Here is a 24,720-nt window from a genome sequence, read left to right as displayed (position 1 = left end):
ATGATGTTGTCAGAGCAATTGGATTAATGTGACAACATCATGGTGAAAGGTTAGGGCTCACATAACCAATGTGAACCCTAAAGTGATTTAGTTAATATCAATCACCACTTTACCAATGGCTTTGCCGCTAGCTAAATGCTGATGTGCAGCAGTCACTTGCTCTAGGCTAAAGCGTTGTTCATCAACAACAGGTACTAATGCGCCAGCTTCAACAATGTTAGCCAGTTCAGCTAGAATATTGCCATGAACTTCACGACCTATGTTGTGCATCATAGGGATTAACATAAAGACCACATGCAATGACAACCCTTTCATATGTACCATTGATAAATCTAATTCAATGAACGATAAGGTTGTGGCAATTTGTCCGTTTAATTTAGCGGCTTCAATCGAGTTGGTGAGGTTTGCACCGCCAACCGTATCTAAAATAACATCAAAGCCAGCACCGTCAGTGTGTTTAGCAACGTAATCGGCAACTGTTTCTGTCTTAAAGTTAATGGCTTTAGCGCCTAACTTTTCAATGAGCTCAGCTTGAGTGCCTTCAGCGCCAGTTGCAAAAACGTTGGCTCCAAAATGTTTTGCAAGTTGTACAGCAACGTGCCCCACACCACCTGCGCCACCATGGACCAGTACACTTTTACCTGCTGCAATACCTGCACGTGTTAAGCCTTCGTATGCGGTAATCCCCACCAAAGGCAATGCAGCCGCTTCACGCATAGAAAGGTTTTTAGGTTTACGAGCAATAAGCTTAGCGTCAGCCAATATGTATTGAGCAAGCGTGCCTGGTAAGTCACCTAAACCGCCAGCGCAGCCATAAATTTCATCGCCAACGTTAAATTCAGTGACGCCTTCACCGACAGCTTCAATGGTACCGGCAAAGTCCATTCCTAATACTGCAGGGGCTTTAGGTGAGAAAGGCAATGCTTCGCCCATTTCACGGATCATCATGTCAATGGTATTAACACTTGTTGCTGCTAAACGGACTAATACATTACCCGCACTTACTGTTGGTTTAAGAATGTCTGCCGACTCGAAAACATCAGCTGCACCAAATTCGCGAATTATCATAGCTTTCATTGTGTAAAACCTCGTTGTGTTTGTGTGAAGCTAGTATAGGCGCTTGAGTGTTAATGATAATGGCCAGTAAACAACAATGTGTTTTAAGTTTTCATTAATAATCACGTTTTTGTTGTGTAAAAAGCATCCAAAAACCAATGCAACTATTAATATAAAATCGATAATAATTAATTTTAACGGTAATTATTAATGATTAATTAAAACTATTTATATTGTACCGGCAATTATCAAAGGTAGGCTTGCTTGTTAATCTGTTTATCGAAATTGACACATTATGTTAATAGCAATCCACAAAAAAATACGAATAACGAAATACGAATAACAAGGACAATCCAATGAAATATCAAGGTTATACAACATTTAAAGCAAGCCAAGATGGCGCGATTTTAACGGTCACATTCGATTTTGGTACAGTGAATGTACAAGGCCAAGAGATGTTAGCGGATTTAAATGGTCTAGCAATGCGACTTGAGCGTGACCGCGACGTTAAAGTGGTGGTGTTTCAATCTGCCAATCCAGAAATTTGGGTATCGCACTACGACACAAACCTGTTAAAAGACATGTCAACAGAAGCCGTGTCTCGTGATGATGTAAAGCTACTTGATTTACAAGTTATCCTTGAACGAATTAGCAAGTTACCGCAAGCGACCATCGCTAAATTAGAAGGTTTTGCGCGTGGCGGTGGGCATGAGTTTGCTTTAGCGTGCGACATGCGTTTTGCTGCTCGCGGTAAATATAAGTTTATGCAAATGGAAGTGGGCATGGGCATCTTACCTTGTGGTGGCGGAGCTTCACGAATGGCACGTCAAACCGGTTTAGGCCGTGCATTAGAAATTATTTTAAGTGCTCGTGACTTTAGCGCCGATGAAGCAGAAGCGTACGGCACCATCAATAAAGCATTAGATCCTGACGAAATTGGCCCTTATGTCGATGCATTAGCACAGCGCATTGCTCAATTTCCTGCTGAATCAATTAATGCCTGTAAACAAGCCGTTTATGAGTCGATCGACAAACCGATTGAAGAAGCATTAAAAGCAGAAGCCTATTGGTTATATCAAGCAACCAGCAAAACCCCAGCCATTAAACGTTTTACCATTGCCGATGAGCAAGGGCTTGAGCACGACATCGTTAATCAACGAAACTGGAATGAGTTAGTGATGAAGGTACAAGAAATCAACTAACCTTAATCGCGTGCCATCATCAACGCTGATGCAGTTTGTCAGCGTGAATGACCCACTCAATTAAACGAGACAATATTATTATGAAAAAAATTATTTTAGTCACAGGTGCTACCGACGGTATTGGTTTAGCCACAGCCAAAATGTTGGTTGCACAAGGGCATCAAGTCCTTATTCACGGGCGTAATGCACAAAAGCTAAGCCAGGTTGAGGCCGAGCTCAAAGCCATACCGGGTGCCGGCGAAATACAAAGCTACCGCGCTGATTTATCGAGCCTAGGTGATGTTGCTGCATTGGCTGATGCCATTAGTGCTCAGCACAATAAGCTTGATGTGATCATTAATAATGCCGGTGTGTACAAAGTGCCTCAAATTACCAGTGTAGATAATTTAGATGTACGTTTTGTGGTTAATACTATTGCGCCTTATTTATTAACGCAGCGCTTATTGCCCTTGCTAGACAGCACTGGCCGCGTGGTTAACTTATCTTCTGCGGCTCAAGCTAGTGTTAATTTAGCTGCATTAGCCAGCGCCAATGCAGGGCCTGCTGATGGAGCGGTATATGCGCAAAGTAAACTGGCAATCACTATGTGGTCAGTGCATTTAGCCACGACATTACAACATAGTGGACCGGCTTTTATTGCCGTTAATCCAGCGTCATTTTTGGGCAGTAAATTAGTTAAAGAAGCCTACGGAATGGCCGGTGCTGATTTAAATATTGGTGCAGATATTCTTTGCCGCGCGGCATTGTCTGATGAGTTTGCTCAAGCAAGTGGGCGTTATTACGATAACGATCAGCGCCGATTTACCTCGCCACATGCAGATGCGTTAAACACAGTTAAAAATCAACAGTTAGTGGCAGCGATTGAATCAATTATTGCCCAAGTCAATGTAGGATAAAGAGGTTATTATGTTAGGTGAAAACCATTTTTTAGTTCTTGATTTCCCAGAATTTACCCAGCGTATTACTGAGCTAAATGCAGCCGACAGTCAATTTGCTGCAGATGCCAATCAGTATCATGAACTTGATCTAGAAATTCGCACCCTAGAGTTAGGTGGTTCGCCAATTAATGATGAAGATATGCACCAGTTAAAGCATCGTCGTTCATTATTAAAAGATTCTTTATATCAGCGTCTTCATCAGAGCCAATAACATCACTATGTTTACTGCTTATTGTGTTCAGGCAATGAGCAGTTATTACTCCAGCCTAAAGTAGAGCTGTACTGTCTGCGTTAAACAGCCATTATTGATTTCGTTAGGGATCGCAATGAAAAAAATATTGATAAATTTTGCCCATCCAGCGAAAGGGCGATCGAACATTAATGCCCAGTTGAGGGCCGCGGTAGAAAACATTGAAGGCGTGACTATTAATGATTTGTACGCCAATTACCCTGACTTTTTAATTGATGTCGCTCGCGAGCAACAGCTGTGTGAAAGCCACGATGTGATTATATTTCAGCATCCATTTTACTGGTATTCAACGCCTGCAATTGTTAAAGAATGGCTAGATTTAGTGCTAGAGCACGGCTGGGCTTATGGTAAAACGGGCTCGGCGTTAAAAGATAAATGGTGCTTTCAAGCTATTAGCGCGGGGGGCGATGCGACAACTTACCGACTTGATGGCGCCAATCAATTTACCATTGCCGAATTAACCTCGCCAATGCGTGCCACCGCCAATTTATGCTTAATGGAGTGGCTACCGCCATTTGCGGTGATGGGCGTGCACCGTGGCTTGCCGTTAGCGCAAGTTACAGGCCACGCACAAGCGTATCGACGCCTTATTATCGCTATTCGTGATGGCGTATTAGATAAAGACAAAGCCCAACAAGCTGAGTTTTTAAACGCAAATCTTGACGACATCATGTTAAGGGCATAAACAATGGAATATTTTTTACTGCAGTTATTTATTTTCTTAGCCGCGTCAGCCATTGCCGTGCCGATAGCCAAACGTTTAGGCCTAGGTTCGGTGCTCGGTTACCTGATTGCCGGGATGATCATTGGTCCGTTTGGGATTTCACTGATTGGCGATGTTGAAGTCGTGATGCATTTGACTGAGTTTGGCGTTGTGATGATGCTATTTTTAGTGGGCTTAGAGTTAAGGCCTTCTATGTTATGGCAAATGCGTACCCCCATTTTAGGCATGGGCGGTATGCAAGTGGTGTTATCGAGTCTTGTCATGGCGGCTATTGCGCTATGGGCTTTGCCTTGGCAACAAGCGTTGGCGGTCGGGTTAATTTTGTCATTATCCTCAACGGCGATTGTGCTACAAACCCTCAAAGAAAAAGCTTTAATGAATACTGCGCTTGGTCGCTCGGTGTTTTCAGTGTTGTTATTTCAAGATTTAGCCGTGATCCCCATGTTAGCGTTTATGCCACTACTGGCCACGTTAACTTTAGGCGATGATGGACATCATGGTTCGGTGTTATTTGATATCAATACCTTACCAACGTATTTACAAGTGATTGCGACCCTGCTTGCGGTTGTGGGGATTTTAGTCTTAGGCCGTTATGCTAGTCGCCCCATATTTAGAGCTATTGCAGCCACAGGCGTTCGAGAAATTTTTGTCGCGGCGGCATTAGCGCTGGTGGTGGGAATTTCATTATTAATGACCGTAGTGGGCCTGTCGCCTGCGTTAGGGACATTTTTAGCCGGTGTGGTGTTAGCAGACAGTGAATACCGCCATGAACTTGAAAGTGATATTGAACCCTTTAAAGGCTTATTACTTGGGGTGTTCTTTATTTCAATTGGTGCCAGCCTTAACTTCAGTTTAATTGGCGATAATGTGGCGCTTATTGCAGGCTTAACCGCGGGCTTAATTGTGATTAAGTGGCTAATATTAGTCATTACAGGCAAGGTCTTTAAGGTGGCAAAAAAAGACAGAGTGTTATTTGCTGTTGCATTAGCACAAGGCGGCGAATTTGCGTTTGTGTTATTTCAATTTGCCAAGGTCAATGGCGTGCTGGGCGCTGAGACAGTAGAGCCGTTAATCTCTGCGGTAGCAATTTCAATGTTTTTAACCCCATTGATGTTTATGGCCTATGAAAAACTCGCGATATCAAAAGACGATACTCAATTAAATACTCGAGAAGATGACAACATAGAGCACAGTGGTCATGAGGTGATTTTAGCTGGCTTTGGCCGTTTAGGTACAGATTTAGGGCGTTTTTTAATCTCTGCAGGGGTTAAGCCAGTGATTATTGACCATGACTCAACTAACGTTGATGTACTGCGTAAACTGGGTTATGAGGTGTATTATGGCGACATTACCCGCTTAGATTTGCTTGAAGCTGCTGGCGCTAAAGAAGCGAAATTATTAGTGATAACCATTGGTGACATTGAAAAATCAACGACCTTAATTGAGCTGGTAAGAAAGCATTATCCACACCTCAACATTGTGGTGAATGCCGATGACCGTCAGGCAAGCTTTAAATTGATGGAATTAAATATTGAGCATATACGCCGTGAAACCTTTGGCAGTGCACTGGCATTAGGCCAAGATGCTTTGCAGCAATTAGGTATCGACCCGTATGAGGCTTACCGTTTAGCGCGTATTTTCCGTAAGAAAGATGAAGAAATGATGCCAGAACTCTACAAGTGGCATTGTGAAGAAGAGCATTATATTTCTCACTATCAACAAAAGCATGCTGAGTTAGAAGCCTTAATGACGCGCGATTTACATGCCGATGATGATGAGCTAGACAAAGCCTGGACGGCTAAAAACCCTGAATTATAAAGGGAAATGCCATAAAAAACCGCTAGTATTAAGTGACCTAGCGGTTTTTAATGGTTTGAGTTTAGCGTTTATGCGCGCATTGATTTTTCACCGCGTGCTAGTCCAACTACGCCAGAGCGAGAGATCTCTATAACCTTAGTACTGTCACCTAGCGAGTGAATAAAGGCGTCAATTTTGTCACTCGTGCCGACCATTTGAATGGTGTAAAGATTCGCCGTTACATCGACAATTTGCCCTCTAAAAATATCCGCAGTACGCTTTACTTCCTCACGTTGATCACCTTGTGCCTTGACTTTAACCAACGCAATTTCTCGTTCAATGTGAGCCGACTCAGTAATGTTGGCTACTTTTAAAATGTCGATGAGTTTGTGCAACTGTTTTTCAATTTGCTCTAAGACCGACTCGTCTGCGATAACCGTAATGTTAAGCCTTGAAAGCGTGGTGTCTTCGGTTGGGGCAACCGTTAAACTTTCAATGTTATAACCGCGCTGTGAAAATAGTCCAACAACTCGTGACAATGCGCCGGGTTGGTTTTCAAGTAATACAGAAATAATACGACGCATTAGCTTTTCTCCGTTTTGCTTAACCACATTTCGTTCATTGCACCGCCGCGGATAAGCATAGGGTAAACGTGTTCGGTTTCATCTACGCTAATATCCACAAATACCAGTTTGTCTTTCATGGCTAACGCTTCTGCCAATTTAGACTCTAGCTCATCTGGGTGAGTGATGTTCATGCCTACATGGCCGTATGCTTCAGCAATTTTGGCAAAGTTAGGCACCGAATCCATATAAGATTGTGAATGGCGACCCGAGTAAATCATGTCTTGCCATTGTTTAACCATGCCAAGGAAACGGTTGTTTAAGTTAATGATTTTTACCGGAGTATCGTATTGCAGTGCAGTTGATAGCTCTTGAATATTCATCTGAATCGAACCGTCACCCGTTACGCAGACCACGGTTGCATCAGGAAACGCCATCTTAACGCCCATGGCTGCTGGTAAACCAAAGCCCATGGTGCCTAGACCACCCGAGTTAATCCAGCGGCGTGGCTTATCAAATGGATAGTACAAGGCGGCAAACATTTGGTGTTGACCCACATCGGAGGCAACATAGGCATCGCCATTAGTCAATTTGTGTAATGTTTCAATAACTTGCTGTGGTTTTATGCGGTCGCTAGTGCGATAAAACTCGAGGCTTTTACGTGAACGCCAAATGTCAATTTCACGCCACCAGGTCGATAACGCATCGGCATCATTTATCTCGTTAGTTTCTGCTAGCAGTTCTAACATGCTGTCTAAAATATTGTCTGCTGAGCCAACAATGGGTATGTCAACGCGCACTGTTTTTGAGATAGATGATGGATCAATATCAATGTGTAAAATGGTTGCATTAGGGCAGTATTTTTCAACATTGTTGGTTGTACGGTCGTCAAAACGTACCCCAATACCAAAAATTAAGTCGGTGTTATGCATTGCCATGTTGGCTTCGTAACAACCGTGCATACCTAGCATGCCTAAACTTTGCTTATGGGTACCAGGAAATGCGCCTAATCCCATGAGAGTGCTAATAACAGGAATGTTTAATCGTTCTGCAAGTTTAAGGATTTGTGCATCACAACCCGATATTACCGCACCTCCACCAACATATAGTACGGGCTTTTTGGCTGCAAGAAGGGCTTGTAACCCACGACGAATTTGGCCTTTATGGCCCGTAGTGGTTGGGTTATACGAGCGCAATTTTACGCTTTCTGGGTACACATAATCATGGAGTATGTCTGGGCTTAAACAATCTTTTGGAATGTCGATTACCACAGGGCCTGGGCGGCCAGTTGACGCGATGAAAAAGGCTTTTTTGACAATTTCAGGAATGTCTTTGGCATCTTTCACTAAAAAGCTGTGTTTAACAACAGGACGAGAAATACCAATCATATCGCATTCTTGAAATGCGTCATTACCAATAAGATTACTCGGTACCTGACCTGATAAAACAACTAGCGGGATTGAATCCATGTAAGCGGTGGCAATACCAGTAATGGCGTTAGTTGCGCCAGGTCCAGAGGTAACAAGCACAACACCAACTTTACCCGTTGCTCGAGCATAACCGTCGGCCATATGAACGGCAGCTTGCTCATGGCGAACAAGAATGTGCTCTACGCCAGCTATTTTATGAAGAGAATCATAGATGTCTAAAACAGAACCACCGGGGTAACCGAAAATATGGCTTACGCCTTCATCGATTAAAGAGCGCACGATCATACTCGCGCCAGAAAGCTTTTCCATGAAATGAGTCCTTTTTAAGTTACCGTATGGTAAACAGTATCTTGTTATACAACGACGGTAATCGCTTTAAAAAATAAGTCTGAATGGTAATTCAAACTCGACGATTGAATTTAACAGTAGCTAAATTCAATGACTTGGTTCATTTAGTGACTCTACTGAATCACTGAACTCCATAGTATGTAAATTTAATTTTACTGCAAGCCTTTTGTTTAATATTTTTTAAAGCTTGAATTTATTTCATGGTTGTGAGCTAAGGCTAGTTGATTATGGCGAGGTACGTGAGCGTTTAAATTGTCATTGTTGAATTGAGTTTGGCAAGGTTCGCCTCAAGAAACAATAAAGGCCATCGATGTGATGGCCTTATTGTTCAATCATTGTTGCGTGTCAAAGGATTTCAATTTACATGTGTTAACTGTGTACTTTGCGGATTACCACAGTATGTCAAATTGGTGCTTGCAGTTGGTTTTTAGGCAGGCGGCTTTGTAAAATCTGACAAATGCCCACAAGCACGATAGCACTTAGCATGAGTGCTGAAAAAGGCACTGCACTGCCATCATAAAAATAGGCGAGAAATGGCCCTGCTGTGGCGCCGAAACCAAAGCGGAGCGTACCAATTACTGCGGTGGCTGTACCGGTTTCTTGTTTGAATTTCAGCAATACTATGGCATCAGCATTAACCGACATAACCCCAAGTGATCCCATTAATGGGATTAATGTGAGCACAGTGTAGTGATAACTAAAATCTAGGAGATTTACCATCAATAACGCGATAGCTGACAACACGCCAAACAGTGTCGACACATGCAGCATGCGCTTTGAGCCGTAACGACTAACAATTCGTGAGTTCACGATATTGGCCAGCATCAGCGCACCCACATTGGTACTAAATAAAATGGCAAATAATGATTTGTCTAAGTTAAACACTTCCATATAAATAAACGGCGAAGCAGTTAAATAACAGAAAAAAGCGAAAGAGGTTAACACCCCACTTGTGAGGTTGAGTTTGACTCCACTGCGTGAAAATACGGTGTAATAGGCACGTAAAAATGACTTTTGGCTGCGATTGTCGGGGTTTTTATCGCTTGGCATTTTTAATTTAAACAGCACTAAAACTAATAAGGTGATGGCGTAGCAACTTTGGCTTAAAAAGATCAAGTGCCAGTCGCCTAGCTCCATAATTAAGCTGCCTAAAGTGGGGGCAAGCAATGGGGCTAGCATCATAATTAAGCTGACATAAGACATACCTTTGGCAGTGTTATCACCATAGACTTCTTTGATATAGCCAGGCACAACAACTGTTGCCGCTGCGCCGATAAAGGCTTGGGCAAATCGTAATAGCAAAAACTGTTCAATACTGCCACTTAAAGCAATAAGTAAACTGATGAGAGTAAAACCTGAAAGTCCAAAAATGACTAAGGGCCGGCGGCCAATTTTGTCGGCTAACGGCCCAAACGTCAGCATGCCAACGGCATAACCTGCCAAATAAATACTTAATGATTGCTGCACAGTGGTAATGTCGGCGTCAAAACCCAGTGCCAGTACCGACATTGCCGGTAAATACATATCGATAGCTAAAGGTGTAATGGCCACAATGGCAGCTAACATGGGAATGAGCATGGCCAAATTAGGTATGCTGGATATAGCTTGGGGTGGAGTTGATTTTACTGGCGATCCCACATAAACCTCGACTGCGTCATTAGACCTGAGCGGCTATTTGCCTAAAAGAGGGCATAGTTTAGCATGCATTAATGGAAAGATTGTCAAAATTGACAGCGGATTTTACAACAATAAGCAACGCAAACTCGTTCATATTTTATGCAACATTTTTATCATCAAATATTAACACTCGCACATTAGTTTATGGGTTTTAAATCTGATGAAATGGACCATTCAAAATGATGAAGTTTGCAAAATGTAAAGCCCCGCTATTAATTTCAGCACTCCTTTCTACTGCGTTACTTTCTGGTTGTGATGGCGATGATGGTCACGACGGCATCAATGGCATTGATGGTACAAATGGGATAGATGGAACAAATGGCACGGATGGATCTAATGGTGTTTCTGCATTAGTTAATATTACTGAACTGTTGGCTGGTAATGCACAATGTCCATTTGGCGGTCAGCAAATTGAGACGGGATTAGACGCTAACAATAACAATGTGCTCGATGTTGCAGAAGTCGATGCTTCGCAAACGCAGGTGATTTGTAATGTGTCACAGCGGCAATTGAGTGTTGAACTTGTTGGGCGCTATCAGTCAGATGTGTATGGATTAAGTGCTGCTGAAATTGTCGATTATCATGCGGCTAGCCAAACTGCATTTGTGGTTAATGCCCAAAGTGGCAAAGTGGATTTGCTCGACTTATCAACACTCTCTCAAACACCTGTTGTGGGGGAGGCGGGTTACACGTTAAACAATATCACCAAATTAGCCGAACTTGACCTTAATGCCGACACCGGACTTGCCCTGCTTGGCGCAGTTAATAGTGTTAGTGTGTCGGGTGATTTACTCGCGGCAGCGGTTGAGCGTGCAGATGCGAATGGTAATGCTACGCAAGGTAATGGCATTGTGGCATTTTATCGTTTATCTGCATCGTCTTTGCCACAGTATTTATTATCTGTAGATGTGGGAGCGCTACCCGATAATGTCACATTTAGCCCAGATGGCAGCGTGTTGTTAGTGGCTAATGAGGGAGAGCCTAATAGCGATTATTCAGTTGATCCAGAAGGTTCTGTTGCCATTATCGATATCATCAATAATTCGCCAGCAAACGTTGCAACGCTGGTGGGGTTTAGTGATTTTAACGTCGGGGCGGCGCGAGCTAGTGAGTTAAGTGCCGACATTAACATTACTGGCCCCGGTGCTACAGTCGCCCAAGATTTAGAGCCCGAATACATAGCGGTGTCACCAGACAGCCAGTTTGCTTATGTCAGCCTGCAAGAAAATAACGCCATTGCCGTCATAGATATACAAGCAAAAACGGTCACTCGTATTAATGCCTTGGGGGCTAAAGACTTTGGATTGGCAGACAACAAAATCGATGCCAGTGATAAAGACGATATGGTAAACCTGAAATCTTACGCTGGTGTTTATGGAATGTATCAACCCGACACTATCGTGAGTTACCGTTGGAATAACACTGACTTTATTGTGAGTGCCAATGAAGGTGATGCTCGTGATTATGATGGTTTTTCTGAAGAAGCGCGTGCCGAAGACTTAACCCTTGATACAAACCATCCGCAATTTGCATCTATTCAAGATGATACTCAACTGGCGCGTTTAAAAGTGACAACAAGCATAGGTGATGACAATAACGATGGCTGAGTTGATCGCATTATGGCCTACGGTGGACGTTCATTTTCGATTTGGACCGCACAAGGCCAACAAGTATATGACAGTGGCAGTGATTTTGAGCAGATCACCAGTGCGTTATTAGGGATGAATTTTAATAACAATAACGATGAAAACAAGGGTGATAGTCGCAGCGATGACAAAGGGCCAGAGCCTGAGGCGTTAGCCATTGGGCAACTTGGTGACAGTACTTATGCATTTATCGGTTTAGAGCGCACTTCAGGCTTTATGATTTATGATATTAGTAATCCTTTTGCAGTATCGTTTGTAGATTACGTACATAACCGTGACTTTACTGCCGACTTTGCTATTGATGGTGGCGACATTGAGGGACAGGTGACCCAGGCTGGCGACTTAGGGCCAGAAGGGATGAAGTTTATTGCCGCAAACAATAGCCCAACTGGATTGCCTTTATTGATTATTGGTAATGAAGTTAGCGGTACAACGGCGGTGTATCAATTATCGTTTAAGTAATTGATGCCGCAAAAGCATAGTTTACACAGCGCCAAGGTTCACTTCCTTGGCGTTTTTATGTTGGGTAGAAAATTTTTTTAAAGGTCACAATTGAATGTGTCGTAATCAAATTGAAATAAAACTATGATAGCTACCAAGGGGATTACATTGGAGTTGTTGTGATTTTAAATCGATTGTTTGAGTTTATGCCTGGTTTAGAGACCTTTGCTCGATATGAAAAAAGTTGGCTTAAAGATGATGTGACCGCAGCGTTATCTGTTGCGGCAGTGGCATTACCTGTTGCGATTGCTTATGCGCAGCTCACCGGCGTAAACGCCGCTGTTGGCTTGTACTCTTGTGTGCTCCCCATGTTGGTTTACGCCTTGTTTGGCACCTCAAGACAACTTATTGTTGGCCCAGATGCTGCCACCTGTGCGGTGATTGCTGCGGTTGTTACGCCATTAGCTGCTGGTGATAGCTTAATGCATTGGCAGTTAGTGATGACCATGACGGTGATGACGGGTTTTTGGTGCTTAATTGCCAGTCGATTTAAATTAGGCGTACTGGCTGATTTTTTGTCTAAACCCATTTTAATGGGGCTGTTAAACGGGGTTGCGATTACCATTATTGTAGGGCAATTCTCCAAAATATTTGGTTTTACCTTTGATGAAAAATACCTTCTTGAGCGCTTAAGTGGCGCCCCGAGTTATTTATCGCAAACCCACGTACCTACATTTTTAATGGCAGTACTTACTGTGATTATTTACTTTGTGATGAAACGGCTTAAACCTACTTGGCCAGCGTCAATGTTTGCCATTGCCGTGGGCGCCTTATTGGTGTGGTTATTCAATCTCAATCAATACGATATTGCAGTCATTGGCTCTGTTGCTGGCGGTTTACCTTCGTTTCAAACACCTGTGTTTAATATTGGTATTGCGCGTGAGCTCGTGATGCCTGCCCTTAACTTAGCCATGGTCAGCTTTGTGAGTATGATGTTGACTGCCCGCAGTTTTGCTGCAAAAAACGGTTATGATATCGATGCCGATAAAGAGTTTAAAGCGTTAGGATTAGCCAATATCGCCTCGGCGTTATCGCAAGGCTTTGCCGTGAGTGGCGCCGATTCTCGCACCGCGGTTAACGATGCTAATGGCGGTAAAACCCAGTTAGTGTCTATTATTGCTGCGGTATTGATAGCCATAGTGGCGGTGTTTTTAACCGCGCCACTTGAATACATTCCCAGTGCCGCTTTAGGTGTGGTATTGGTGATTGCTTCAGTTCACCTTATCGATTTTAAAGCAATTTGGGTGCTACGCCTTCGAGATCGCCAAGCATTTTATTTAGCCCTGACAACCTTATTTGCGGTGCTATTTATTGGGGTGATCCCTGGTATTACGCTCGCGGTATTGCTTGGTTTATTTCAATTTTTACGAACGGTGATGCGTCCAACCGATCAAGTGTTAGGGCTTGACGCTAAAGGGATTATTCGCAGTATTGACGGCAGTGACAAGGCTGTGGCGGTTCCGGGAGTATTTATTTACCGCTTTAATTCACCGTTAACTTACTTTAATTCAACCTACTTTAAACGCAGGTTACTTGAACGGTTTGCTAGGCAAAATCAGCTTGAACCTGTTGATTGTGTCATGATTGACGCCGTGCCATGTTTTACACATTTAGATTTGAGTGTGATGGCGATGTTAATCGACATAGAGGCATTGCTGCGTAAACGCGGTGTAAGCCTAGTGTTAGCTGGCAGAAAACGTCAGCTAATCAGTTGGTTTGAGCAAACGGATATGGTGGTAGGCGAAGAGGGGATTATCATTCGCTCAGATTTATATTTAGCGCTCAAGTTACATCAAAGCCATTTAGCAGCAACGACTGAGCCAACGTCAGAAAGTGCAGAAACGACTGCAGCTAATCAATCGATACTATCACACAGTCAAATTTAATGAATCTGCTTTAAGCTACTGATTTTATGGTGTTTTAATAACTGTTGTTATGTGCGATTTTATTCTATAAAATCGCACAAAATAACTGAGGTATGGCAATCATACCTTGTATCGACGCCCCCTCGAAAATCAGGCTCTTAACTTCTTTTTAGAGTCCTTAAGTAAAGTAAAAAGCGTAGTCTTTCTGTTGGATGTAGCATGTATGGTTTCGCAAGTAAGTGAAGCAATGCTGGATGTGATCGCAGATGCGTTAGTCGATAAAGGATACATTCTTTTATCTGACATCATTCCTGATTATGTAAGCTTAGCCTTGCTTGAAAAAATGCAAGCTGAGCAAGATATTGATTTTAAAAAAGCAGCCATTGGTAGAGGTATTGAGCAACAGGTCAATACTGAGATCCGCTCGGATAAAATTAGTTGGTTAGACAATCAAGATCATACCGATCGCGAATATCTCTCTATTATGAACCAGTTAAAAGATGGTTTAAATCGTCGACTATTTATGGGCTTGTTTGATTTTGAAAGCCATTACGCTGTGTATGAACCTGGCGCGTTTTATAAAAAACACGTTGATGCTCTGCATGGAAGCCAAAACCGAATTTTATCGACAGTGTTTTTCTTAAATCCAGATTGGCAAGAATGTGATGGTGGCGAGCTGGTTATTTATGACGAACTTGACCAAGCTTTAGATGTGGTCAGCCCTAAAATTGGTACTCTGGTGCTGTTTTTAAGTGAGCGTTTTCCTCACGAAGTGCGTCCAACGTTTAAAACCCGTAAGAGTATTGCAGGTTGGTTTAGAGTGAGTAACTCCAACCACGGTTTTTAACCTTAAACCCATGATTTACAATAAATAATTATGATATTCAACACAGGTAATGTTTTAGCTAACGGTTATCTGTGTTTTATCACACCTTTTTTAATTTCAATTACTCCCACATCAGTGTGTAAAGCGTATTGCTTGGTATGTTCGCTTACAATAAATGATCTAACCTATCTTCAGTGAGGCTTTTCAATTCACACGTTATTGATATACGATAATGTGATATGTGTCGTGTTTATCATAGGTTTGTGCTGCGGGAGTTCAAATTTTATTAACCGTAGCAAAGACCTAACGAGTGTGATTGTTTAGGGTCTGGCGACTAGAAAATCAAATTATTTTACATAAGGAAGACAATAGAATGTTCAAACCAGCAAAGTGGATTTTGGCTGCATCATTTGTGTGTTTCAGTACGGCTTCATTTGCAGAAGATGCAGCTGAAAAAGCCTTTACCGATGAATTAGTGGAATGCGCTGCCTATTATCAAATTAGCTCTGAAGCGATAAGCGCGATGAATGCGCCGCAAATGATGGCGGTAGGCGAGCGTTTAAAGACTTCTGCAACTGATGCAATAACTCTTGCTGGTAAGTATCGTAGCCCTGAGCAGGTCGATAAGGATGTGGTTACGGCAAAACAGAAGCAAATTGAAAAGCTGGCAGGTTCGAACAACTTAGGCGCGTTAATGACGCAATATAAAGACTCTTGTAAGAGCTTAGTTGCAGAGCCTCAAAAGCGCTTAGACTATTGGATTATGGCGACAATGTAATATTGCACCAATATAGTGTTGATTTTGCCTCAAATGTTGATGGTATCGCGATCAATGTCGATAGCGTCGTAAGCGGAACAGTTAATTAACGCTCATTTAGTTAACCATTCTCCTTGCGGCGTTTGTATTTTATGACCAGACTCAGCGGCTTGTATGGCCTTTTGCGCTGCAAGTTTAGCTACAGTATCAAGAGAAATATGATTACGCGTCGCAATAACTTGATAATATTGTTTGCGTTTGGCATTGATTGTTAATACCAGCTGCTGTACTTCAGCATTATCAACTATTACACCTAAATAGCCGTTTGTTTGTTCCCCAACCCAGCCAGACGATTTGGCTTGTTGTAATGTCACTGCCCAAGCATTTGAGCACCACAGAATACTGGTGGCAAGCAGGGTCACGATAACCAATGAAGATTTCATCATGTTTCTGGGCCTAAAATAATTCATCATTTTCAATCAAAGAGTCTAATTCTTTATCGACTTTGATTTTAATTTCATGTTCTATTTTAACATTGAGATTAATGACTATGGGTTTGTCTGGCGGATCAATCTTTACGGTTGGTGTGCACGCAGACAAGGCGAATGCAGCAATTAGCATGCTGAGGCTACTCTTGTATATCGACCAATATTTCACGTGGATTTCCTTTTTAGACCAATGATCTTCAGTTGCTTTTGTTATTGAACTTTGGTTTCTATTTTGTTTTGCAGTTGATTGCCAATTTGTGTGCTTTTGTATAATTGAATAAGATTTTCTTGGTGATCGTAATTTAGGTGTACTGGACGCTCAATATCACGGCTTTTCCCTTTTACTGCGACATGAATAAATGCATCGCCATTAGGGTTCATATCAAAGGTGCTGGCTAATTCAGTGTAGTTAAGGTGCTCAAGTGCTGTAAATACTATTTCTAAATAAGGTTGAGATAATTCAAGTTGATCCATTGCAGGATTTCCCGCAACTTCAATTAAACCGCCAGGTGAACGAGCTGCGAGTTTACCGCCTGCTATGGTCACTTTACCGTCAACCAATTCTGCGGGTAACACACCATCAAATATGCCACTGGCTTTTACACCTACTTGAGGCTGTTCTTCTAAAAAATGGGCCAAACTTAATCCCTGCAGTAAAAGGTAGCCATGAGATTTTTCATGCAGTTTTAGCACAAATTCTGGCAGTAAAAAGCGCCCGTCAAGCATGTCACCACTGGCGGTTAAACTGACATTAGTTTCACTTAAGCCAGTGATTTGCTGTAACCAGTTTTCTGGCTGCTTGTTGCCATCTTTTGTTAGTTCGATATTGGCATTGATGTTGAGGTTAGTCATCAATAAGCCGATGTTGGCTTTTTCTATGCTAATAGCAGTTTGGGGGCACACCAATTGACTTTGGGCAAAATGCTGAGCCTCCAATGGAGTATTTGGTTTGTCGTGTTGCTGTTGCCAGTTAAATTGACATTGGGCAAATACATCGCCACCCACAAAGGCATTGCCAGCAACATTGCCAGATAATGACGACAGTTTCTGCTGAATTTTCATTTCAAATTGGCTGCTATTATTGAGTTCACTTAAAGCAAACCCAGCAACTAAACGACTATGGCCGTGCAGGGAAACGTTACTGGGTAATGGTTGAACTTTTTTTAGCATATTAAGTGCGGTGTTTATATCGGTATCAAAAGTCCATTGTCCTGCTAATGATAATGGGCTCTTTGGATCGGCAAATTTTAGCAAATGGTAACTACTCAATGTCAGTGAATCGAGTTGCCATTGCTCGCTGCCCACTAATAACCCTTTAGATAAGTTAAGTTGTTGGCGTAAGTTAACGTTATCGAGAGCTAATAGTGGTTGGCGACGACTTTTCCCTGTCTGCTTTGTCGCATCGAGCTGCTTAATATTCCAGACTATTTGGTTTGCCATAGGCGTTTGTATCCAACGCTCAATGGCTTGTTCTATTGATTCATCAGCATTAATGGCCAAAGAGATTTTTTGCTCAACGTCCATACTCGCCAAATTTGCCGATGCAAAGGAGGTGATCGTTTTACTGCCTTTTTGACGAACGACATGTTGGCCACTTAATTTGTTTACTGCAATGCTGAAAGGGGACAGCGTAATGTCGAGATTTTTATTGTAATGAAAGGTTGAGGATTGCTTAACACTCACTAGTACCTTTGCAATGTTTGCCGTGGTGTTTTTTTGAATGGCATGGGTTGTGGTATCTCCTTCTTGCTGTGCAAAATCCAACTGGTTAAGCGTGATACTAGAGCTTGGGAGCAAACTGAGTTTGATATCGTTTTTTTGGTGAGAGCTGACTTCACCTGAAAGATTGATTGCTGCGCTTTCAAAGGTTAATTGTTCAATGTCGAGATTGGGTAATACTGTTTTTAAATTAATACGTTGTTTATTTTCAGCTGTTGTTTCGTGATGGGGTAATTGAATATTCCAATCAAATTCACTGTGCCATTGTTGTTGGCTATTTGCCTTGATGTGATTCATTGACAATTCAGTATTTAATCCTAGTCCCATAAGACGTAATGTAAGGTCGGGTATTGCTATTTGAGCGGCTAAGGTGCTGTCTTGCAGTGGAATGAAAGCGTCGATGGGCTTTGTCATTTGGATAGCCAAATGGGCTTGCTCACCTGGCGCAGTCAGCTGTTGGAGCTGCTGCTGTATCCGTTTTCTGGTTTCTGTATCGGTGATCAGTAAATTCAGTAGTTGTTCGGTGTCCGAAACGCTGGGACTAATCTGATAATTTATTGGTGCGACATTGAGTTTTACTGCATATGTTTCAAGTGGTTTGCTTGCCTTTGCTGATGTAAATGCATCGATTACAGGGTAAACACCTAACCCCATAGTAAAGTGTATCGGTTGTTCAGGGGTAAAAAAAACACTTGGCCAACGTGCAGAGGATAGCGAAAACTCACTTAAAGATTGTTGGCTTACAAGCTCTCCTGTCAGTAAATTTAATTGGTTGTGGCTAGTCCATTGGCCTTTAATCGCGACTTGGTGTTCTTCAATTGGGTCTAGAACACGTTTGAGTTGCTTTTGTAGGTTACTCAAAAGGTTATTATTAGCATGGGTCGTAAATTGTTTTTCGTGTAACAAATCTAAGTATTGCTGTAATGACTCAAGCCCATGATAACTTAAACCTAAATCGACCTGTGTGTTAAATTCCCAATGGCGTTTTCCTAAGGTGGCATCAACTTCAAAAAGCGGGAAATCATCAAATCGCCACAGGGTTTTTAACTGCCCGGTTTTTGATAAGGTGAGATTATCCATGGCAAAACTGTGTTGTTTTACCTGTGTGGGCTCTAATTCGGGTAATGTGATTGTGATATTGCCCAGGTTAATGGTAGGCAGTTGAGTGAGGTTTAATTGTAATGTGGCGGGCGAGTCTTCAGTTTGTTGAGATTGCCTAATAAAAAAGCGTTCACCAAGGTCAACATACACGCTTTGGGTGTCAATACTGACGATGTCATCTGCATTCAGTTGCTGGTTTTTCAGTATTTGAATACTGTCGCGCAGCTCAAGGTTAAACTCTTGAATTGCAATATGGCTGTCTTCTATTTTGAGGATAAGTCTAGGAATATAAAGATGATTTAATGAAACGTATTCGGCATCAAAGTTGAGTACTTCAATGTGATAATCGGCCAGCAAGTTGTTAACAAGTTTGACTGTAAGGGGTTTAGCGTGTTCGATAATTGCCCACACAAATCCTACTGTACATAACAGTATAAAAATTAAAATCCGTTTTATGGTGAATATGCGCAATAGTGACTCACTCGTTGCTTCTGTTTTGCTGTGCTTTAGCGTTGTTACAGCTCAATCATGTCGTTAAATCAATTTCGATTTAACTTAAGATTAGCATGTTAACAGTTTGATTGAATTAGCCTATAAAAGATAATTAATCCCTTTAGTGCGCCAATATGGCAATAAAAAAGGCGCATTTAAGCGCCTTTTGCAGATTCGATTAACCTATTAAGCTGGAACAGGTTCAACAACAATGTGCTCTAGTTCAACAGCTGCGATAGCATGTAACGCATCCATCGCGGCGCCTACTAAACTGATTTTGCCTTCTGACGATTCTACCAATACCGCTCGTTTAATTTCAGAGTATTGACGGTTATGCCTAATGAGGTTAGACAATGCCATTTGCATCGGTTGCATTGAGGGGTTAAATGCTGCGTTTTCGGCATATCGACCACAGAAAGTCGCCCCGTCGGTGGTTTCAAGCACTACAGCAGCGTTACTGTTTGTATAAGGGGCGTAACTTAAACCTGCTTGGTCAAGTGCTTCAATTATCATTGGGTCGTCTGAATTTAAGCTAAATTCTTTTTCACGTTTACACAGTAATGGCTGAGTTACATTTAAATCAGCTGGACCAAATGCATAAGGAAGGTAATGAGATAAAGGCTTAGTTTCTTGCTCAGGTAAATGAATGTTAATTTTACTACTGTTAACTAACTCATTGATAAACTGACGACAATGGCCGCAAGGGCTAAAGTTGACGATAATATCAACAATTTCAGTTTCGCCGCTTAACCATGCGTGGCTAATGGCGCTTTGTTCAGCGTGAACGCTGTGAAACAATGCTTCACCTGGCAACTCTAAGTTTGCGCCCATGTACAAATCGCCACTGGCACCCTTGGCAATCGCTCCAACATAAAACTCACTTATAGGTGGGTTGGCAAGTGCTGCTGCAATGGGTAATAAGTCCATTAATACTTGTTGCTCTTTTTTACCGCTTGCTTTAACAAGCATGGCAAACTGGTTTGCATCAATGTGGCCACAAAATTGATCATGTAATAATGGTGCCAATGCGGTTGCTAATGGTTTGTCTAACTGAGTAATGCTGTCTAAAAATCGATTTTGCATTCCCTTAATCCTTAAATGAAATAAATCGGGCTAAGTGATAATTCACTATAATGACTGTAAGTATTGATATAGGGCTTTAAGTAACTTTTGTTTGTGTTCATTTTCGCTGGTTTCTTCGACCAGGTTTTCGAGTTTAATCACATAATCTGCATCCGATAAGCGCTGCTGGCAAAAATCACGCCACCGGCGAGCTTCATTGTCGGATAACGTTTCAGGGTAATTGCGCGCCCTAAAACGAAATAACATTTCATTTATGCGTGGATCATCAAATTGCAATTCCAAAGCGGCTAAATTATGCGGCTCGGTATGGCAAATGATCTCCATTTTAGTTTTATCTGCATGGCTGAAAAAACCACCGCTATATAACATCAGGTCTGGGTCGGTAATTGGTTGACGATCAGACTCTAAATCAAACACCTGGTTGAGTTTTTCTCGGATTTCAGGGTTATTTTTTAAACGCTTATACTGTTCACGAGCAAAAGCTTTGTCAAACTGTAGTTTTGCAGCTACCTCATCGTCAAGTAATTTTGGCGATCCAATAAATGGGCACTTGTTTAAATGAATTTGTTTTATCGGTATTGGCAGCTCTGTTTCACTTAGATCATGTCGCGAAGTGTACATTCTGTCGCTAATTTCTTGTGCAGATAACTCGAGCAATGGTGAAATATCCATGGCTAAATTGACACAGATCACCGCGTTTTTATTGGTTGGATGGTATGCCACGGGAGCGATTAATGTTGTACAACCATGCAGCGAACTGATTTTTGAACTGACATGCACTAAAGGCTGCATTTTTAATACATCGATATGCTCAGCAACGGCTTGTTTACGACGTAAATTAAAATAATAGTCGTATAATTTAGGCTGTTTTTCTTTGATAAGTTTTGCCATGGCTATGGTGGCGTAAACATCACTCATTGCATCATGGGCTTTTTCATGGCTTAACCCATTTGCTTGCGTTAACAACTCTAACTTAAAACTAGGAGTTCCATCTTCTTTTAACGGCCAATTAATTCCATCGGGCCTAAATGCGTAACAGGCTCTGACTAAATCGATAATATCCCAGCGAGAGTTACCATTTTGCCATTCACGACCGTAGGGGTCGATAAAGTTCCGGTAAAAACCATAACGGCTGACCTCATCATCAAAGCGCAATGAGTTGTAACCTACAACACAGGTATTAGGTTGACTAAATAAGCTATTGATACGGCGCATAAACTCAGCTTCAGGAATGCCTTTTAAATTTGCCAGTTGTGGGGTGATACCTGTAATGAGGATTGCTTCTGGTGACGGTAAGTAATCTGGTGATTGTTTACAGTAAAAAGTTTCTGGCTCACTAATAATGTTTAACTCGAGATCGGTTCTAATCCCTGCAAATTGCGACGGACGATCTTTGGCTGGGTTAGCACCAAACGTTTCATAATCGTGCCAAAATAGGGTGGGTTGAATTGCATTAGCCATAATAAAAATAAGGTCCTTTCTCGATTACAGGCATATTAACATTGATGAGCCTTAAATTGATAATAGCGTTAATATTGCAAATTTATACCGCATCAGCATAGGTTTGCTAGTTTCTAATCAATAAGTAAGATAAATTATATAATATGCGATACACCGAATGTAGGTGATCTCAATTTAAAAAGGATATTGAATGCATCAACATATTTTTACTCAACCAATTGTCAGCGAAATTAAACAGCCTACGCTGTTAACGCTTCGCTTGTCTGAATCGGTGAGTGATTTGTTGGTGTTATCTGCGATGACAAATCCGATAGCTGAATTCGTGGTCAGTCAAGTAAATGGAACCAATGCGACATTGATTGTGCGTCATCAACCTTTTGTTGAATTGATTTATCATCATACTCAACAGGTGGTGAGTCAATATGATCAAATCAGAACGCTTGGACAAGGGGCTCGTTTATATTCCAAAATGGGGACTGCACCAAGGGTATGTATTGAACAATTGAGGGCCGGTGTTGTTGTCGATATCCAAGCCGATGATAATGTGTATTTTAGTTTGGCGCCTCTGGCGCGTTTTGAGTTAATTTCTCTTGAGCAAGACTTGCGTATTTTAAGTGAGCCTCAAGCTTTGGTGATGGCAAAAGCCATTTTAGGACGCAAATTCGATCACAGTGAGCCTTCTTCTGTTTTGGCGGTGCACATCAGTGAGCTTGAGCAAGTTAGACGTGATTTACGAGAATACCTTAAAGGTGAATCGGGCAAAATTCATCCGGGCGTGTCAACTGAGCTGTTAAAGCTTGATCATTTGTTGCAAAATAAGCACCAGTGGCTATTGAGAACCTATCATCAATCTTTAGAACGTCCAAATTTTGGTCGTTCATCAAATGAGCAGCTGTGCAATATTGAACAATTACAGCGTAAGCTAGACTGTTTTGAGCTATTAGCCCCAAAAGATGTGTCAGACATGGTTAAAAAGCTGTCTGATGACGAAAATTAATTTTTTACCATTCTAGAGCCTACCCATGCCGTATATTTGTCCTATATGTTCTGCGCCATTAACGTTAAGCGATAAAAGTTGGGCATGTGTTCAGCGGCACCAATTTGATTGTGCAAAAGAAGGTTACGTTAATTTATTGCCAGTTCAAAAGAAAAAAACCAAAGATCCTGGCGACAATAAAGACATGATGATCGCAAGAAGAGAGTTTCTTAGTCGAGGCTTTTATCAACCCTTAAGCGACCAGGTGAATTTACTTGCAGCGCAATATCATCCAAACGCTGAAACTCTTTTGGATATCGGTTGTGGGGAAGGTTATTACAGCCATCGTTTATTTGAAACAATACAACAATCTTCAGGTGAGCAATGCAAACTTTATGGTTTAGATATTTCTAAATCAGCGATACGTTCAGCTGCGAAACGCTACCCTGAATTACAATTTTGTGTTGCAAGTGTGTTTGAAATGCCATTTGCAGACAAGAGTATCGATTTGGCAATTCGAATATATGCGCCATCTAAAGTGGAAGAATTACAGCGAGTAATGAAACCAGGCAGTACATTGATTACTGTTTCGCCCGGCCCAATGCATCATTTTGCACTGAAACAAAAGATTTATAGCCAACCTAGATTGCATCCACAAGACTCGCTCATGCTTGAGGGGTTTAACTATCTTGCCCATGAATCGCTTACTTATCAGTTAACGTTAACCCAAGCCAATGATATTGAACACTTCCTGAATATGACACCTTATGCATGGAAGTTAAGTGATATGCAAAAACGGCAAATAATAGAGCAAGGACTCGAATGTGAGATCGATTTTAAAATCGAAATTCACCAGCGCGAACAATCAAGTGTTGATTAAATCAGACAAATAACTAGTTGATGCTCAAAGATAAACCGTTCGGTTTAAACATCAAAAAAATATTGACCTTTGCTTGATGTTTGTTGACTTATTCTGAGAATGGTTTATAGTCTACTTAGCTTGAAGGTTGGGCTTATATTTATGTGTTTCAATACGACCAGTTTCGTCCTGTGAACATAAGTAATACCGGCATTTTCCAGCTTTACCGCCGTTAAGGCTTTAATTATATATTTTACAGGATTTATATCATGTCTCAAGTTACTGGTGTTGTTAAGTGGTTCAACTCTGACAAAGGTTTCGGATTTATCGAGCAAGAGTCTGGTCCAGACGTATTCGTTCACTTCCGTGCTATCAACTCTGACGGTTTCAAAACTCTAGACGAAGGCCAAAAAGTATCTTTCACTGTGACTCAAGGTCAGAAAGGTCCTCAAGCTGAAAACGTTTCAGTAGTTGGCTAATATTTCTATCTAGTTTCGACTAGATATTAATAATAAGACTGTAGCATTTATGCTGCAGTTTTTTTTTGCAAATTTAACAGACCTAATACGAACGCTATGTTTAATGCCAACGTCTAAACGAGTTAAACAGCTTATACTCCAGCTTCTACTTATGTTTCGATTTCTTCCTCGTCGACATTGTTACTATTCAGCGGTCTTATTTTCCTAGAGATATATTCCAGCACAGGTACTTTAATGCTCTATTTGGCAAAGTACTTCACTTCGACATTCCATTTAATACCATTTCCATTAATTATGTGACCAATCAGAGTCGCTCAGACTGTTCAGTTTGAGGCGCATTGTTGAAATAATGGTTATACCATTCCGCGAAAAAATGTGATCTAATTGCTATATCCGTTACTCATCTTTTTTAGCAATGAAACAACACACCAGTTTCGAATTAATCAGGCTATCCAAGCAAACAGCAGATGCCCGAATGCGTT

Annotated in this window: 20 protein-coding genes and 1 pseudogene; 12 read left to right on the top strand and 9 right to left on the bottom strand. The window is 41.6% G+C overall.

Annotated features, from left to right (window positions below; translation table 11 throughout):
* Nucleotides 1–87: 87 nt before the first annotated feature.
* Nucleotides 88–1,077, bottom strand: coding sequence for a zinc-dependent alcohol dehydrogenase family protein (locus IEW93_RS18600; protein ID WP_188740734.1), 990 nt, complete (start codon nt 1,075–1,077; stop codon nt 88–90).
* Nucleotides 1,078–1,412: 335 nt separating this feature from the next.
* On the opposite strand from IEW93_RS18600, the gene IEW93_RS18595 reads away from it, so the two are divergent.
* From IEW93_RS18595 to IEW93_RS18575, 5 genes are all read left to right on the top strand, one after another.
* Nucleotides 1,413–2,258, top strand: a complete 846-nt coding sequence (locus tag IEW93_RS18595) for an enoyl-CoA hydratase/isomerase family protein (RefSeq protein ID WP_188740733.1) — start codon at nt 1,413–1,415, stop codon at nt 2,256–2,258.
* Between the two features lie 80 nt (nt 2,259–2,338).
* Nucleotides 2,339–3,154, top strand: a complete 816-nt coding sequence (locus tag IEW93_RS18590) for an SDR family NAD(P)-dependent oxidoreductase (protein ID WP_188740732.1) — start codon at nt 2,339–2,341, stop codon at nt 3,152–3,154.
* A 10-nt stretch (nt 3,155–3,164) separates the two neighbouring features.
* On the top strand, nt 3,165–3,407 hold the full coding sequence (locus tag IEW93_RS18585) for an HP1242/YdcH family protein (protein WP_188740731.1): 243 nt from the start codon (nt 3,165–3,167) through the stop codon (nt 3,405–3,407).
* Nucleotides 3,408–3,522: 115 nt separating this feature from the next.
* The gene (locus tag IEW93_RS18580; RefSeq protein WP_188740730.1) at nt 3,523–4,131 is read left to right on the top strand and encodes an NAD(P)H-dependent oxidoreductase; all 609 of its coding nucleotides are present in this window, start codon (nt 3,523–3,525) and stop codon (nt 4,129–4,131) included.
* A 3-nt stretch (nt 4,132–4,134) separates the two neighbouring features.
* Nucleotides 4,135–5,988, top strand: coding sequence for a monovalent cation:proton antiporter-2 (CPA2) family protein (locus IEW93_RS18575; protein WP_188740729.1), 1,854 nt, complete (start codon nt 4,135–4,137; stop codon nt 5,986–5,988).
* Between the two features lie 68 nt (nt 5,989–6,056).
* On the opposite strand, the gene ilvN is transcribed toward IEW93_RS18575, so the two are convergent.
* The 3 genes from ilvN to IEW93_RS18560 form a co-directional block, all read right to left on the bottom strand.
* Complete coding sequence (gene ilvN, locus IEW93_RS18570) at nt 6,057–6,551, bottom strand: acetolactate synthase small subunit (RefSeq protein WP_188740728.1); 495 nt, start codon at nt 6,549–6,551, stop codon at nt 6,057–6,059.
* Nucleotides 6,551–8,269 carry an acetolactate synthase 3 large subunit gene (locus tag IEW93_RS18565; protein ID WP_188740727.1) on the bottom strand — a complete coding sequence of 573 codons (1,719 nt, stop codon included), beginning with the start codon at nt 8,267–8,269 and terminating at the stop codon, nt 6,551–6,553. Before IEW93_RS18565 ends, ilvN begins: the two co-directional genes overlap by 1 nt.
* A 441-nt stretch (nt 8,270–8,710) precedes the next feature.
* A complete protein-coding gene (locus IEW93_RS18560; RefSeq protein WP_373284945.1) occupies nt 8,711–9,886 on the bottom strand; it encodes a multidrug effflux MFS transporter in 1,176 nt (391 codons plus the stop codon).
* A 281-nt stretch (nt 9,887–10,167) separates the two neighbouring features.
* Here IEW93_RS18560 and IEW93_RS18555 point away from each other — a divergent pair.
* The 4 genes and pseudogenes from IEW93_RS18555 (at nt 10,168) to IEW93_RS18540 (ending at nt 15,601) form a co-directional block, all read left to right on the top strand.
* Nucleotides 10,168–12,093 (top strand): annotated as a pseudogene (locus tag IEW93_RS18555) (choice-of-anchor I family protein).
* A 185-nt stretch (nt 12,094–12,278) separates the two neighbouring features.
* On the top strand, nt 12,279–14,018 hold the full coding sequence (locus IEW93_RS18550; protein ID WP_188740749.1) for a SulP family inorganic anion transporter: 1,740 nt from the start codon (nt 12,279–12,281) through the stop codon (nt 14,016–14,018).
* A gap of 202 nt (nt 14,019–14,220) precedes the next feature.
* The gene (locus tag IEW93_RS18545; RefSeq protein WP_188740725.1) at nt 14,221–14,844 is read left to right on the top strand and encodes a 2OG-Fe(II) oxygenase; all 624 of its coding nucleotides are present in this window, start codon (nt 14,221–14,223) and stop codon (nt 14,842–14,844) included.
* A gap of 352 nt (nt 14,845–15,196) precedes the next feature.
* Nucleotides 15,197–15,601, top strand: coding sequence for a hypothetical protein (locus IEW93_RS18540; protein ID WP_188740724.1), 405 nt, complete (start codon nt 15,197–15,199; stop codon nt 15,599–15,601).
* A gap of 92 nt (nt 15,602–15,693) precedes the next feature.
* Here the strand turns inward: IEW93_RS18540 and IEW93_RS18535 are convergent, their stop codons facing one another.
* The 5 genes from IEW93_RS18535 to sbcB form a co-directional block, all read right to left on the bottom strand.
* The gene (locus IEW93_RS18535; protein WP_308419234.1) at nt 15,694–16,026 is read right to left on the bottom strand and encodes a YdbL family probable chaperone protein; all 333 of its coding nucleotides are present in this window, start codon (nt 16,024–16,026) and stop codon (nt 15,694–15,696) included.
* Nucleotides 16,027–16,036: 10 nt separating this feature from the next.
* Entirely contained in the window at nt 16,037–16,201 is a 165-nt protein-coding gene (locus IEW93_RS18530; RefSeq protein ID WP_188740747.1) for a YnbE family lipoprotein, read from the bottom strand.
* A gap of 77 nt (nt 16,202–16,278) precedes the next feature.
* On the bottom strand, nt 16,279–19,359 hold the full coding sequence (locus IEW93_RS18525; protein ID WP_444544631.1) for an intermembrane phospholipid transport YdbH family protein: 3,081 nt from the start codon (nt 19,357–19,359) through the stop codon (nt 16,279–16,281).
* Between the two features lie 207 nt (nt 19,360–19,566).
* A complete protein-coding gene (gene cdd / locus IEW93_RS18520; protein ID WP_188740722.1) occupies nt 19,567–20,463 on the bottom strand; it encodes a cytidine deaminase in 897 nt (298 codons plus the stop codon).
* Between the two features lie 45 nt (nt 20,464–20,508).
* Complete coding sequence (sbcB, locus tag IEW93_RS18515; RefSeq protein WP_188740721.1) at nt 20,509–21,924, bottom strand: exodeoxyribonuclease I; 1,416 nt, start codon at nt 21,922–21,924, stop codon at nt 20,509–20,511.
* Between the two features lie 190 nt (nt 21,925–22,114).
* On the opposite strand from sbcB, the gene IEW93_RS18510 reads away from it, so the two are divergent.
* From IEW93_RS18510 to IEW93_RS18500, 3 genes are all read left to right on the top strand, one after another.
* Complete coding sequence (locus IEW93_RS18510) at nt 22,115–22,921, top strand: hypothetical protein (RefSeq protein WP_188740720.1); 807 nt, start codon at nt 22,115–22,117, stop codon at nt 22,919–22,921.
* A 25-nt stretch (nt 22,922–22,946) separates the two neighbouring features.
* Nucleotides 22,947–23,780 (top strand): 23S rRNA (guanine(745)-N(1))-methyltransferase, encoded by an 834-nt coding sequence (gene rlmA, locus IEW93_RS18505; protein WP_188740719.1) that lies wholly within the window; start codon nt 22,947–22,949, stop codon nt 23,778–23,780.
* Nucleotides 23,781–24,028: 248 nt separating this feature from the next.
* A complete protein-coding gene (locus IEW93_RS18500) occupies nt 24,029–24,238 on the top strand; it encodes a cold-shock protein (RefSeq protein ID WP_011496716.1) in 210 nt (69 codons plus the stop codon).
* Nucleotides 24,239–24,720: the final 482 nt, after the last annotated feature.

The organism is Shewanella inventionis, from assembly GCF_014641855.1.
Lineage (GTDB): Bacteria > Pseudomonadota > Gammaproteobacteria > Enterobacterales > Shewanellaceae > Shewanella > Shewanella inventionis.
The sequence above is the reverse complement of the archived record's forward strand: the minus strand, read 5'-3'. Positions and strand labels throughout refer to the sequence as shown.

Coding starts and splice junctions, on each gene's coding strand:
- IEW93_RS18600 (WP_188740734.1), bottom strand. CDS start 1,077: ATGAAAGCTATGATAATTCGCGAATTTGGTGCAGCTGATGTTTTCGAG.
- IEW93_RS18595 (WP_188740733.1), top strand. CDS start 1,413: ATGAAATATCAAGGTTATACAACATTTAAAGCAAGCCAAGATGGCGCG.
- IEW93_RS18590 (WP_188740732.1), top strand. CDS start 2,339: ATGAAAAAAATTATTTTAGTCACAGGTGCTACCGACGGTATTGGTTTA.
- IEW93_RS18585 (WP_188740731.1), top strand. CDS start 3,165: ATGTTAGGTGAAAACCATTTTTTAGTTCTTGATTTCCCAGAATTTACC.
- IEW93_RS18580 (WP_188740730.1), top strand. CDS start 3,523: ATGAAAAAAATATTGATAAATTTTGCCCATCCAGCGAAAGGGCGATCG.
- IEW93_RS18575 (WP_188740729.1), top strand. CDS start 4,135: ATGGAATATTTTTTACTGCAGTTATTTATTTTCTTAGCCGCGTCAGCC.
- ilvN (WP_188740728.1), bottom strand. CDS start 6,551: ATGCGTCGTATTATTTCTGTATTACTTGAAAACCAACCCGGCGCATTG.
- IEW93_RS18565 (WP_188740727.1), bottom strand. CDS start 8,269: ATGGAAAAGCTTTCTGGCGCGAGTATGATCGTGCGCTCTTTAATCGAT.
- IEW93_RS18560 (WP_373284945.1), bottom strand. CDS start 9,886: ATGCTCATTCCCATGTTAGCTGCCATTGTGGCCATTACACCTTTAGCT.
- IEW93_RS18550 (WP_188740749.1), top strand. CDS start 12,279: ATGCCTGGTTTAGAGACCTTTGCTCGATATGAAAAAAGTTGGCTTAAA.
- IEW93_RS18545 (WP_188740725.1), top strand. CDS start 14,221: ATGGTTTCGCAAGTAAGTGAAGCAATGCTGGATGTGATCGCAGATGCG.
- IEW93_RS18540 (WP_188740724.1), top strand. CDS start 15,197: ATGTTCAAACCAGCAAAGTGGATTTTGGCTGCATCATTTGTGTGTTTC.
- IEW93_RS18535 (WP_308419234.1), bottom strand. CDS start 16,026: ATGATGAAATCTTCATTGGTTATCGTGACCCTGCTTGCCACCAGTATT.
- IEW93_RS18530 (WP_188740747.1), bottom strand. CDS start 16,201: ATGCTAATTGCTGCATTCGCCTTGTCTGCGTGCACACCAACCGTAAAG.
- cdd (WP_188740722.1), bottom strand. CDS start 20,463: ATGCAAAATCGATTTTTAGACAGCATTACTCAGTTAGACAAACCATTA.
- sbcB (WP_188740721.1), bottom strand. CDS start 21,924: ATGGCTAATGCAATTCAACCCACCCTATTTTGGCACGATTATGAAACG.
- IEW93_RS18510 (WP_188740720.1), top strand. CDS start 22,115: ATGCATCAACATATTTTTACTCAACCAATTGTCAGCGAAATTAAACAG.
- rlmA (WP_188740719.1), top strand. CDS start 22,947: ATGCCGTATATTTGTCCTATATGTTCTGCGCCATTAACGTTAAGCGAT.
- IEW93_RS18500 (WP_011496716.1), top strand. CDS start 24,029: ATGTCTCAAGTTACTGGTGTTGTTAAGTGGTTCAACTCTGACAAAGGT.